Origin of the sequence: Pantoea sp. LS15 (genome assembly GCF_012241585.1) — a bacterium.
Lineage (GTDB): Bacteria > Pseudomonadota > Gammaproteobacteria > Enterobacterales > Enterobacteriaceae > Enterobacter.
On sequence record NZ_JAAVXA010000001.1, the window covers coordinates 624,030 to 637,212 of the forward strand.

The following is a 13,183-nucleotide window of genomic DNA, read 5'->3' on the forward strand; positions in this document are numbered from 1 at the left end:
TGTTAACAATTCATTAAAACTCAGCTTGATTTTTATGATTCATGATCAAACTATTAATAGTGATTTTTCGTAACATTTGGAGATAAGCGATGCAGCAGTTAGCCAGCTTCTTGTCCGGTACCTGGCAGTCTGGCCGGGGCCGCGAACGCACTATTCATCACGCCATCAGTGGCGAAGCGCTGTGGAGCGTGACCAGCGAAGGGCTGGATATGGCGGCCGCCCGTCGCTATGCCATTGAGCGTGGCGGCGAAGCACTTCACAACATGACCTTTATCGAACGTGCTGCCATGCTGAAGGCGGTGGCGAAACATCTGCTTAGTCAGAAAGAGACGTTTTATGTCCTGTCTGCCCAGACCGGGGCGACAAAGGCTGACAGTTGGGTGGATATTGAAGGCGGTATCGGTACCCTCTTCACCTATGCCAGTCTGGGCAGCCGCGAACTGCCGGATGACACATTGTGGCCTGAGGATGAGTTGATCCCTCTGTCGAAGGAAGGTGGTTTTGCCGCACGCCATGTCCTGACGTCAAAATCAGGCGTGGCGGTCCATATCAACGCTTTTAACTTCCCGTGCTGGGGCATGCTGGAAAAACTGGCACCCACCTGGCTCGCCGGGATGCCTGCCATCATCAAACCCGCTACCGCCACAGCGCAGGTAACCCAGGCGATGGTGAAATCCATCATTGACAGCGGCCTGGTGCCGGACGGTGCCATCAGTCTGATCTGCGGTGGCGCAGGGGATCTGCTGAATCATCTGGACAGCCAGGACGTGGTGACATTTACCGGCTCCGCCAGTACCGGTCAAAGCCTGCGTGTGCACCCGAATATTGTGGCGAATTCCATTCCGTTCACCATGGAAGCTGACTCACTGAACTGCTGCGTGCTGGGGGAAGACGTCACCCCGGAACAGCCAGAATTTGCCCTGTTCATTCGGGAAGTCGTCCGTGAAATGACCACCAAAGCCGGACAGAAATGTACGGCCATTCGCCGGATTATCGTCCCGCAAAGCCAGCTCGATGCCGTCAGTCAGGCACTGATTGCGCGTCTTGAAAAAGTCGTGGTGGGTGACCCGGCGCAGGAAGGGGTGAAAATGGGTGCGCTGGTGAACAGCGAACAACGTGCAGACGTTCAGGAGAAAGTGGATCAGCTGGTTGCCGCAGGCTGTGAGATCCGTCTGGGTGGCAAAGCGGATTTGCAGGCTGCTGGCGCCTTCTTCCCGCCGACCCTGCTGTTCTGTCCGCAGCCGGATGAAACACCGGCGGTCCACGCGACTGAAGCCTTTGGCCCGGTTGCGACGCTGATGCCGTATCGCAATGCAGACCACGCGATGCAGCTTGCCCGCGCAGGCGGTGGAAGCCTGGCCGGGACGCTGGTCACTGCGGATCTGGCAACCGCCCGTCAGTTTATTGCCGGCGCGGCACGCGCTCATGGACGTATTCAGGTCCTCAATGAGGAGTCCTCGAAAGAGTCCACCGGCCACGGTTCTCCGCTTCCTCAACTGGTCCACGGTGGCCCGGGTCGTGCTGGTGGCGGTGAAGAGCTGGGCGGTCTGCGCGCAGTGAAACACTATCTGCAGCGTACCGCTATTCAGGGCAGTCCATCCATGCTGGCTGCGATTGGCAAACAGTGGGTACGCGGTGCTGACGTGCAGGAAGATCGCGTTCATCCGTTCCGTAAATACTTCGAGGAGTTGCAGCCGGGCGACAGCCTGCTGACGCCGCGTCGTACACTCACAGAAGCAGATATCGTGAATTTTGCCTGCCTGAGCGGCGACCACTTCTACGCGCACATGGACAAGATCGGCGCGGCAGAGTCAATCTTTGGCGAACGCGTGGTCCACGGTTATTTCCTGATTTCCGCCGCAGCGGGATTGTTCGTTGATGCGGGGGTCGGGCCAGTGATTGCCAACTACGGCATGGAAAACCTGCGCTTTATCGAGCCGGTTAAACCGGGCGATACCATTCAGGTTCGTCTGACCTGCAAACGTAAAACGCTGAAGAAACAACGCACCGCCGAAGAAAAACCGACGGGCGTGGTGGAGTGGGCCGTTGAGATTTTTAACCAGCATCAACAGGCCGTGGCGCTCTACTCCATTCTGACGCTGGTGGCGCGCCAGCAGGGTGACGCCTGACACTTTCCTCTCTCGCACGTTGACCGGGGTGTGATGCCACCCCGGTCTTTTTTTAACCTGGCAAGACTGACAAATAATATGGCAGATGCAGGCAAACGCTTTTCTCAGGCGCCTGTCAGGATAAGGCTGTCACCACACAATAAACACAACAAGATGAGGTCTACGATGGGAAGCAATTCTTCTTTTTCTGCCCGTAGAACGGCACTGGCTATGGCTGTTGCGCTGTGTTGCGCCTGGCAATCCCCTGTTTTCGCCCACGGCAGTGAGGCGCATATGGTCCCGATGGACAAAACGCTGCAGGACTTTGGCGCGGATGTCCAGTGGGATGATTACGCACAAATGTTCACCATTGCGAAAGACGGTGCCTTTGTGAAGGTCAAACCGGGGGCGAAAACCGCTATCGTCAACGGTAAAAACCTCAAGTTGCAGGTACCGGTGGTGATGAAAGGCAAAAAGGCCTTTATCTCTGACACCTTCATCAACGACGTTTTCCAGTCAGGCCTCGACCAGACCTTCCAGGTTGAAAAACGCCCTCACCCGTTAAATGCGCTAACGGCTGACGAAATCAAACAAGCCGTAGAGATCGTCAAAACCTCTGCGGATTTCAAACCGAATACCCGTTTTACCCAGATAGCCCTTGCTGAGCCAGATAAGACCAAAGTGTGGGACTTTGTGCTTAATGGTACGGTAGTGGATTCTCCCCGCCAGGCGAACGTGGTTATGCTCGACGGGAAGCACGTCATCGAAAGCCGGGTGGATCTGAAGGACAAAAAGATCCTGAGCTGGGAACCGGTAAAAGACGCTCACGGCATGGTACTGCTGGATGACTTCACTGCGGTTCAGCAGATCATCAACGAGAGCACTGAGTTTGCAGAGGTGCTTAAAAAACACGGTATCACCGATACGAAGAAAGTGATTACCACGCCGCTGACTGTCGGCTATTTCGACGGGAAAGACGGCCTGAAGCAGGAAGATCGCCTGCTGAAAGTGGTCAGCTACCTGGACGTCGGTGACGGCAACTATTGGGCACACCCGATTGAGAACCTGGTGGCTGTGGTCGATCTTGAGAAGAAAAAAATTCAGAAAATTGAAGAAGGCGCTGTTATTCCTGTTCCCATGGCTCCGCGTCCGTATGACGGCCGTGACCGTATCGAAACACCGAAAAAGCCCCTCGAGATCATTGAGCCAGAAGGCAAGAACTACACCATTACCGGCGATATGGTGCACTGGCAGAACTGGGATTTCCACCTGAGCCTGGATTCCCGCGTTGGCCCGATGATTTCGACTGTGACGTACAACGATAACGGCAAAAAGCGCCAGGTTATGTATCAGGGCTCCTTAGGTGGCATGATCGTCCCTTACGGCGACCCGGACGTGGGCTGGTATTTCAAAGCCTATCTGGATTCCGGCGACTATGGCATGGGCACCCTGACCTCTCCGCTGGTGCGGGGTAAAGACGTGCCGTCTAACGCCGTGATGCTCAATGAAACGATCCCGGATTACACCGGTGCACCAATGGAGATCCCGCGCGCAATCGCCATTTTCGAACGCTACGCCGGGCCGGAATACAAGCATCAGGAAATGGGACAGCCAAACGTCAGCACCGAGCGTCGTGAACTGGTGGTGCGTTGGGTGAGTACTGTCGGTAACTACGATTACATCTTCGACTGGGTATTCCATGAAAATGGCACCATTGGGATTGATGCCGGTGCGACGGGTATTGAAGCAGTGAAAGGCGTACAGGCGAAAACCATGCATGACGCCACCGCCAAAGACGATACCAAATACGGCACTCTTATCGATCACAACATCGTGGGCACCACTCACCAGCATATCTATAACTTCCGTCTTGATATGGATGTGGATGGCATCAACAACAAACTGGTGGCGATGGATCCGGAAGTGAAACCGAATACCGCAGGTGGCCCGCGCACCAGTACCATGCAGATCAATCAGTACGATATTGATACCGAGCAGCAGGCGGCACAGAAATTCGACCCGGGCACCATTCGCTTGTTGAGCAATACCAGCAAAGAGAACCGCATGGGCAACCCGGTCTCGTACCAGATTATCCCGTACGCGGGCGGTACACACCCGGTAGCGACTGGTGCAAAATTTGCTCCGGACGAGTGGATTTACCACCGACTGAGCTTTATGGATAAACAGCTGTGGGTCACCCGTTATCACCCGGAAGAACTCTACCCGGAAGGCAAATTCCCTAACCGCTCAATCCACGATACGGGCCTGGGGCAATACAGCAAAGATAACGAGTCGCTGAACAACCAGGATGATGTCGTGTGGATGACCACCGGGACGACCCACGTCGCTCGCGCGGAAGAGTGGCCGATCATGCCGACGGAATGGGTACATACTCTGCTCAAACCGTGGAACTTCTTTGACGAGACGCCGACGCTTGGCAAGAAGAAAGACGAACAGAAATAATCACCACCCGGGCGTAATGCCCGGTTTTTTTTGCCTTTCATTTTGATGATTCATCCAGCCTGCTTATAGTTAATGATATCTCACCTTCACGCCCCCGGACGGGTAAACAACCTTTATGGAAAAAAGAAAAAATTACACACCCGAACTAGCCACCTGGCCAACACGTCAGGCCATGGTGCGCCACGGCCTGGCAATGAACCTGCCGTGGCTGGCTTTTGTGAACCTGAGCTTTGCGCTGATGATCCTGCTGCGCAACGTTTTGTTCGGAAACATCGATGGCCTGACAGGTACCTCAAAACAGCTTTCGCTGATGGTTGATGCGTCAATGTTGGGTGTCATTATCCTTTCATCAACGTTGATTATTATGGCCTGGCGGCGTATCGCAGGTATCAGTGTGGTGCTGTTCACCTGTAGCCTCCTCTGGTCGATGTGTGGCTACTGGCTCATAAGCGACGTGCAAATTCCGCACGCATGGCCAATTTTCGTTATTCTGATCCTGGCGGGAATGACCGCGCTCTATTTTCACCCGTCCGGGTTGTTATCTTTTGTGTCCCCTCTCTGGATAGCGCTTCCTGTATCCAGTTTTATACTCAATCAAGGAATTAACATTCGCTTCGCAGTGCTCTGGGCTGTCTTTACGCTGATCCTCATCTGCGGACGTTTTATCCTCCTGAGCTGGTTTGAAGAAGCCTGGCGACGTAACCAACAGAATCAGCGACTCATTCTGCGGCTGGACGCGCTGGCGCATCTGGATGCGTTAACCCAGACGGCAAACCGCCGGGCGATGGAGACCGTGCTGGAAAACGCGGTTGATCAGAAAAAAGCCTTCTCACTGATTATGCTGGATGTCGATTATTTCAAACTCTACAACGACACTTATGGCCACCAGGCGGGTGACGACTGTCTGGCGCAGGTGGCACAGGTGCTGAAAAAGTCAGTGCGTACACCTCACGACGTTGTTTCTCGCTACGGTGGTGAAGAGTTTGTGGTGATCCTGTTTGACTGCCCTGAGAACATGGCAGAACAGGTTGCTTTACGCATTCAGGAAGAGCTGCATTCCGCCGCGATACCGCACAGTGGCTCGAAGATTAGCGGGGTTGTCACCGCCAGTATGGGGATTGCGGGGATGGAAGACGGTCTGGCTGGTCCCGAGATCATCGCCCGGGCTGACGCGGCGTTGTATCGGGCGAAAGAGGCCGGGCGGGATCGATGGTCACGATAATAAAGCCGGGTGAGGCGTAGCCGCCACCCGGCTTGTTTTTTAATACCGCACACACACCGACTTCGTTTCGCACCAACCGTCCAGCCAGTCCGGGCCAAAGTCACGTCCGGTGCCGGACTGTTTCATCCCGCCAAACGGCAGGTTGGCGTCGATCAGGGTATGGCTGTTTACCCAGACAGTGCCTGCCTGCAGCCTGTCGGTATATTCCAGCGCCTTGCTGATATTCTGCGTCCAGACGCTGGCCGTCAGGCCATACTCAGTGTCGTTTGCCAGCTGTAGGGCTTCTTCTCCATCGGCCACTCGCACCAGGTTGACCACCGGGCCAAAGACCTCTTCACGGGTGAGCCGCAGCGCGGCATCCGGGTTCACCACCAGCGTTGGTGAAACATAATAGCCTTTACCTTCCGGGCCACGGTTACCGGTGATCAGTTCCGCATGACGGGACTTCGCTTCATCGAGGAAAGTCTGCACCTTATCGCAATGCGCACGCGAAACCAGCGGGTTAATAAAGGATTCCGGCGACATGCCCGGCCCCACGCTCAGTGATTTCACCGCCTGTTCAAACCCGCTGACCAGCGTGTCAAACAGCGGCGCTTCAATATAGATGCGGGAGCTCGCCGCACAGACCTGTCCCTGGTTCAGGAAGCTGCCAGTCATCAGGCCTTCGATCACCCATGCAGGGTCGGCATCTTTCAGCACGATGGCCGGGTTTTTCCCGCCGAGTTCCAGAGTCACCCCGGTTAACGTGTCCGCCGCTGTGCGGGCAATTTGCTTACCCGTTGCCGTTGAACCGGTAAAACTCACTTTCGCAATGTGCGGATGCGAGGTCAACGCTGCGCCACACACCGCGCCGCTCCCGGTAACCACGTTGAACACCCCGTCCGGGATGCCCGCTTCGCTGGCCAGTTCCGCCACACGCAGCATGGTCAGCGGCGTGGTTTCTGACGGTTTAATCACAATGGAACAGCCCGCTGCCAGCGCAGGCATCACTTTCCACATCCCGATCATCAGCGGGAAGTTCCACGGTACAATTCCGGCTACCACGCCAACGGGCTCTTTGCGTGTCCAGGCCTGATAGCGTGCCCCCTGTGGCAATGGGATGGAGAGGTCCAGCGTTTTGCCCGCGATTTTGGTGGTCAACCCTGCGGTATAGCGCATCCAGTTCAGGGTGCAGCCAACTTCAAAAGCGCGGGAAATGTTAATGGATTTGCCCTGCTCCAGCGTTTCAAGCTGAGCCAACTCCTCACTGTGTTGCTCAACCAGATCGGCAAAATGGAGCAGGATCCGCTCGCGTTCCGCCGGTAATTTTCCGGCCCAACTGCGGGCAACAAACGCACGCCAACCGGACATCACAGCCCGGTCAACATCGTCAACGCTGGCATCGGCAGTCGAGGCAATCACCTCGCCCGTAGCCGGGTTGTAGACATTCAGCCGCTTTTCACTGTCTGACGCGGCCTGACGCCCTTCAATCCACAGGCCATGATGTCGGTCTAAAAACTGCTGCACAGCAGGTTGGATTGCCACCAGTGATTCAGACATAGGGTACTCCTTCGTTATTATTCGTCGGGTGTTAATCCAGTCTAAGAGGGGTTTCGCATTCTCGCTTTTGTCTGTGTGACATTCGCTTTGCCACCTGTGACAGGCTCCGCAAATCGTGATAATTCCGCCTTATATCGCTGTTCCCGGTGAGTGTTCTTTCCTATAGTCAGCCTCATAGCTCTGACAAAATGCAACACAAATGCAACAATGCAAAAACGTTGACGGCGCAGTGAGAGAAACGATGGCGTGTGCAAGTGAGCAGGAACAGTATCAGCAGTGGCTGGCGCAAATTAACCAGGTTTGCGGACGCTTTAACGCGCGTCCTCTGGAGGGAAAATTCTTCGGGGAACTGGAAACCAGCTACGCGCGCAGCCTGAAGCTCAGTACCGTTACCGCAGGCGGCGTTAACCTGTTCCGCTCCCGCCATGAAATCACACAGAGTAATGATGCCTGGTTCTATACCGTGTTCCAGCTTGAAGGCAGCGCGGAAATCGAACAGGATGACCGGCGCTCTGTGCTTAAAACCGGTGATATCACGCTGCTTGACGCATCACGTCCCTGCTCAATCAACTGGCAGGAAAAATCCCGCCAGATTTCACTACTGGTACCCCGTCAGATTATTGAACAGCAGTGTCGGTTTCAGGAGATCAGCTGCGCGCTTACCCTTTCCCGTTCGTTGCCAACAGTACAGCTGAGTCATCGTCTGTTGATGGAAAGTATGAACAATGCTGATCTGAGTGACAGGGAAAGTGAAGCAGCACTCGAAGCGATGGTCTGCCTGTTGCGCCCCGCTTTCCAGCAGCGAGAGTTGATTCAGCCGCGTAAAGAACGTCAGTTCCAGCATGTGGTGGCGCTGATTGACGAGCATATTCAGTCTGAATCTCTGCGCCCGGAATGGATTGCCGCCGAAAGCGGTATGTCCGTGCGCAGCCTCTACCGCATGTTTGCCGAGAAAGGACTGGTGGTGGCACAGTACATTAAAAACCGTCGTCTGGATCTGTGCGCGCAGGTGCTACGCTCTACCAGTGATGACGAAAAGCTGGCGGGGATTGGCTACAGCTGGGGATTTACCGACCATAGCCATTTTTCCACGGCGTTTAAGCAGCGTTTTGGCGTCTCGCCAGGTGAATACCGCAAGCGCTACCGCTAACTATTTTTTCAGCCATTTTCCGTTAATGCCCTTCACATACTCGCCGGGTTGAGCACGGGCAACCAGTTTTTGTCCCGCCATTTTCGCCACTTCATCGACCGGTAAATTATTGCTGTCAGCCAGCTTCTGGTAGTTTTCCGTGCGCGCGGCATTGATACGGTTAACCAGCGCCAGCGTTTCCGCATCCTGTTGGATCGGGGCAAGATACCCGCTCAGGGTTTCCCCTACACGCCCCTGCGCCCGGGCATCATTTAAGGTGAGCGCAGCCGCCTGCACGTTCATCCCCAGTGCCAGTAAAATCAGAGCTAATCGTTTCATGGCGTCCTCAGAACAGATCGCTGCGCGATTTCAGCAGAGTTTCAACGTCTTTATCGACCTTAATGTGGATCTCATGTTCGATTTTGACATTCATATTGATGGTAATCGGCTCTTTCGGTGCCGCGACTTCAATGCGCGGCGTACAGCCACTCAGTAGCGCGGCAACGGCAACGGTGAGTACACCAGCCATCTTTTTCATTGTTGTTCCTCACTTTCCTTGCCAGTCGAACTGCGGGGACCGGGTATCGCCGCGTGCTGCTCAAACCAGGTTTGCAGGTTGTCTCCAAAACGCAGGCTGCGCCAGAGGGTAAAGAGATTCTCGTCATGGGTATAGTTCAGGTTGACGGTGCTGCTTTTGCCATCGACACGGCTGGTCCCCTTGATGGTGGCCTGCATGGTTAATTGCCCCAGGTTATCTAAATTGATTCTCGTCCACGAACGCGAAATTTCCATATAGCGGAGCCAGTTAATCGCGGCACCCGCGACCATATTATCGTTCACAATGGCATCAGCAGTATCTTTGTCGATACGCAGCGTCATGGGCCCTGGGTTGCTGAGCCAGCCATCTTTGATGATCCATTTTTCATTGTCCAGCCAGAACGGTAGCGCCCCGCTTACCGGGCCTGACATGGCAAACTGTTTCGGATTGACGGCGCTAATCAGTTCGCTGGAAGAGATATTGTCTACGCGCAGCAAGGCCGGATCGTGTTGCGGCATCCTCAGTTGCTGCATGGTGATTTTCCCGCCGAGGGTTTCCACCTTCACGTTGGTGAGCAGGAGTGGGTTTTCCTCGGTCCAGGGGTAGTCCCCCTGGAGATCCGCCGTGATATTTCGTGCGGTGACCAGGTTTTCCACTTCATCTATGCGCAACGTTACCGGACCGCGCGTGCCCAGGGACCAGGTCCCTTCGCTGAAACGAAATGGCAGCACAAAATCGACGCCATTGATCTGGTTATCCGGCATCCAGACACTACCAGACTTCAGCACGCCGTGCCCACCGGCTTCAAAACCCTGATCGGCCGCCGCTGAGAAAGCGACCTGCGCATAGAGTTCCCCGTCACGCAGCGTCATTTTCCAGTCTGGCGGGATCAGCGGCTGAAATACGGTAAGCGACTGTTTTGGCCACCAGGCCTGCCCGCGAAGACGCTGACCATCCCACCGACCATTCACCTGTACCGGGCCAATTTTGTCTGCATGGAGGTCGCCCTTGAACTGGAAAATCGTTGGGTCTGTCCCGTCGACGCTAAAGGTCAGTACCGACGGCGGTAACACGCTTCCACCGGAGAAACGGGTTTGCCCTGCGTTGAGCGATAGCGCGCCGCTGAAGGACGGTTTATCGGGGTCACGGTACCAGCGTACCGGATTATCCAATACCAGACGTGGTTTGCTGACCTCCATGGTGCCGTACTGAAGTTTGTCAAAACCGGTAGAGAGCGCCGTCAGCTCAATGAGTTTGTCACGCCATTCACCTTTCCCGGCGACATCCCAGCGCGCATTCATCGGCGTAAAACCCCCTTTCCCCCAGTAGCGCCACTGCCACAGACCGTTATCGGGTAAAAAGTCGTTAGCCTGACCATCCAGGTGAAGTTCGAAATCACCCATCTCGTTTTCATGCGCCCGCAGGATGGCCTGTAAACGTCCATCGACACCTTTTGGCGTGAGCTTGACGCCTGCCAGTGGCCAGCGGATTTCGTCGATATCCAGCGAATCAATGATGCGACCGCGCGAGCGCAGTAACGCTCCCGGCTCAAAGGCGAGTTGAGGATCGTTCAGGCCGCCGGTTAGTCTGGCCGGGAGTTTGGCGTAAAGCACCAGGTCGTCCTGTTTGGCTTCCCCGCTCAGATGAAGCGGCATGTCGCTGTTTTCCAGGCTGAGCCTGCCCGGTCCAAGATTTAGCACGGCGTTACCCTTCCCGGCATCACCGTGAGTCAGGACATTGAGGCGTCCGGTAAAGGTGGCTTTTTCCAGCCCCTGCTGCCAGTTATCCACGCGAAGACCGACGCGACCACTCATCGGCATACCGGAAAGGTTCCAGTTCCAGCGCCCGTCGCTGATGTTCAGCTGTTGTGCCGTGATTTGCCAGGGTAAATCAAGTAGCGGATCGGGGTTATCACGCGCCATTACCAGCAATTGCCCCTGATTTTCTTCCCAGTCCAGATCGGCATCGACCAGCGAGGTAAGCTGTGGCACGTTAAAGGTCGCGACCGCGTGGCCTTTCACTGGCACGCCATCGGGAACCAGCGGCAGAGTGAACTCGCCCACCAGTTTTATGGGTTGAGGCTGATCGGGAAGCTGCACATCGAACTGGCTGACTGAAAGCATCTGTCCACGTAGTTTCCCCTTAATACTGACCTGCTCGCCTTTATAGGTTATCTCCTGGATGGCTGGCGTCAGCGAGGCATGAAGCTCACCTTGCCATTGTTGCCAGGGCGATAGCGTCAGACGATGAACGGTGATCCAGGTCTTTGGCAAAACCGCCTGCCACTGGGCCAGCGTTTTGGGGGCAACCGTTGATGGCGCAGACTGAGGAATTTTGCTGAAACACACGGAATTAAGCTCAAGCGCGCTGATATCCAGTTTCCAGCGGCTTGGACGTGACAGCGTCACGTTATCGACCCGGGCGATCTCACAGTCTTCAACCAGATAGCTAACATCGGGAATGACCAGCGCGTGGCGGGTGATTTTGGGGCTTTGTTCAAAAGCGATACGTGTCCCGACAGGCAGCCAGATACCGGCAAGTGTCGGAACCCACTGGGCGAGCGTCATCAGCAGCGTCAGCGGCAAGAGAATGAATAGAAGTAAAAGCGCAATTGCGGCTTTGTATTTACCCTTCATGGGCAGTTAATATCCTGATTTAGCGAAAGAATTAAGCCGACATTGCCGATCATTGTCGCATGTTTCGCGCTTGAGTTGAAGTTAACGACAATTTAAGGATAGATGCTATAACGTTATGCTGTAGAATTTTTATTATGCGTAATCTAAAGAAGCTATTTGATATTCAACAGGTTACGCATAAATTCAGGTGTAAACAGGAAGTTGCGAAGCTAATACCTGTTCCGGGGCATCGCCAGCAGGTAAAGCATGGCAAAAACTAAGGATCCCCAATACACCAGGTCATATCGCCAGGGGTCAAAATCAATATGTAAAAAACCATTCACAAAATCATGACCGTTAGCAAAAATGTTAATCTGAATGGCCGCAATTGCTATCACGAACAATGAATATGCAATGAAGAGAGGGTATTTGCGTAACTTATTCACCTTTAACTTGCCCAGGTACAATAAGAAGAAAATCGCAATAGATACTGCAAAGTAGTAAATTGCGGGCCAAATGGGAGGGGTCAATGACAATTCAAACTGTTGCGACATAATCAATTCTCTTTAGCAATCTGGTACATCTGCCAACCCGTAACGCTTCCACTGGTCAAGTCCAGAGCCATTGCGGTTTTTGAGGCCTCTTGCCAGCCTCTAATATAATCGGATTCGATGTTGCGAAACAGACTCCATGATTTCTCTCTGGGCGTCAGAACTCGCCTACCCGCACCGTATGCCGATAATGAAATATCAACGACACCATAGGCCATATCAGCTTCATTATTTCCGTATCCAAGCTTTGCAGCCGCATAACGATACGCATCTCTTAGAGTCCCTGTTCGATCTTCACGATAAAGAAGATAGTATCCATTCTCGTACATGTTATTAAGCCCATGAGCAATCATAGGTGTACCATATGCAGCGCAAGCAAGACCCAAAGAACCGACACATAAACTGGCTCCTCCATAAACCTGAACTCCGCCGGCAACAAAACCTATTTGTTTAAGCGCTAAGGTCGTTGTTGTTGTCCGATTGTTTTCAACGATAATGAAAGCCTTAGCTCTATTGAAGGTAAGCAAATCATCTTGCTCTTTGAGATGATGGATCTGTTCTTCAAGAATTTGAGTGCCACCTGACCATGTAAGGCAACGCGATTCAATTTCCCTTCTGACTTGGCCAACAAGTTGTTGTATCTCAAAAAACATGCCAGCGGTGCCATAAAGTAAATGCTTTGTGGCAATTCGCTGTGCAAGATTATCAATCTCCTGCGCTTTCTTCTCGAACTGATTTTTATCCCGGTTATGGTTGTACACAAGACCTCCCTGCCTTTTTTAAACGATAATAATATTAACTTCGATACGGAGACATTCAAAGAACTCCATCATATCAACAGCTAAGCTGCCATCACATTTTCATGCCTTGTTAAACCGTTTACACAAACACAATCACTTTTGGTGACTTAAGCTCCGATCATCGCCCCCTACGTTAGGACTAACAGGCATACCCAAGGTAAAACGCCCACTTAATGAAGTGTTGAATATGAATATCATGGAGTTAGGGTGTGTGTATG

At 53.7% G+C, this 13,183-nt stretch carries 10 protein-coding genes; 4 read left to right on the forward strand and 6 right to left on the reverse strand.

Annotated elements, in window-relative coordinates; translation table 11 throughout:
* The first annotated feature begins 89 nt into the window (after nt 1-89).
* The 3 genes from paaZ to HED65_RS02915 all read left to right on the forward strand — a co-directional run bounded on the left by paaZ (nt 90) and on the right by HED65_RS02915 (nt 5,793).
* On the forward strand, nt 90-2,129 hold the full coding sequence (gene paaZ, locus HED65_RS02905) for a phenylacetic acid degradation bifunctional protein PaaZ (RefSeq protein WP_114977362.1): 2,040 nt from the start codon (nt 90-92) through the stop codon (nt 2,127-2,129).
* A 165-nt stretch (nt 2,130-2,294) separates the two neighbouring features.
* Complete coding sequence (gene tynA / locus HED65_RS02910; protein WP_114977363.1) at nt 2,295-4,571, forward strand: primary-amine oxidase; 2,277 nt, start codon at nt 2,295-2,297, stop codon at nt 4,569-4,571.
* Between the two features lie 115 nt (nt 4,572-4,686).
* On the forward strand, nt 4,687-5,793 hold the full coding sequence (locus HED65_RS02915; protein WP_114977364.1) for a GGDEF domain-containing protein: 1,107 nt from the start codon (nt 4,687-4,689) through the stop codon (nt 5,791-5,793).
* Between the two features lie 39 nt (nt 5,794-5,832).
* Here HED65_RS02915 and HED65_RS02920 read toward each other — a convergent pair whose 3' ends face one another.
* Nucleotides 5,833-7,332 (reverse strand): aldehyde dehydrogenase family protein, encoded by a 1,500-nt coding sequence (locus HED65_RS02920; protein WP_114977365.1) that lies wholly within the window; start codon nt 7,330-7,332, stop codon nt 5,833-5,835.
* Nucleotides 7,333-7,573: 241 nt separating this feature from the next.
* On the opposite strand from HED65_RS02920, the gene feaR reads away from it, so the two are divergent.
* Entirely contained in the window at nt 7,574-8,482 is a 909-nt protein-coding gene (feaR, locus tag HED65_RS02925) for a transcriptional regulator FeaR (protein ID WP_114977468.1), read from the forward strand.
* Here feaR and HED65_RS02930 read toward each other — a convergent pair whose 3' ends face one another.
* From HED65_RS02930 to HED65_RS02950, 5 genes are all read right to left on the reverse strand, one after another.
* Nucleotides 8,483-8,800 carry a YdbL family probable chaperone protein gene (locus tag HED65_RS02930; protein ID WP_028017556.1) on the reverse strand — a complete coding sequence of 106 codons (318 nt, stop codon included), beginning with the start codon at nt 8,798-8,800 and terminating at the stop codon, nt 8,483-8,485. It abuts the gene before it with no gap.
* A 7-nt stretch (nt 8,801-8,807) separates the two neighbouring features.
* Nucleotides 8,808-8,999 carry a YnbE family lipoprotein gene (locus tag HED65_RS02935; protein ID WP_114977366.1) on the reverse strand — a complete coding sequence of 64 codons (192 nt, stop codon included), beginning with the start codon at nt 8,997-8,999 and terminating at the stop codon, nt 8,808-8,810.
* Nucleotides 8,996-11,635 (reverse strand): YdbH family protein, encoded by a 2,640-nt coding sequence (locus HED65_RS02940; protein ID WP_114977367.1) that lies wholly within the window; start codon nt 11,633-11,635, stop codon nt 8,996-8,998. Before HED65_RS02940 ends, HED65_RS02935 begins: the two co-directional genes overlap by 4 nt.
* 209 nt (nt 11,636-11,844) lie before the next feature.
* The gene (locus HED65_RS02945) at nt 11,845-12,168 is read right to left on the reverse strand and encodes a hypothetical protein (RefSeq protein ID WP_114977368.1); all 324 of its coding nucleotides are present in this window, start codon (nt 12,166-12,168) and stop codon (nt 11,845-11,847) included.
* A 2-nt stretch (nt 12,169-12,170) separates the two neighbouring features.
* Entirely contained in the window at nt 12,171-12,926 is a 756-nt protein-coding gene (locus HED65_RS02950) for a DUF4225 domain-containing protein (RefSeq protein ID WP_114977369.1), read from the reverse strand.
* Nucleotides 12,927-13,183: the final 257 nt, after the last annotated feature.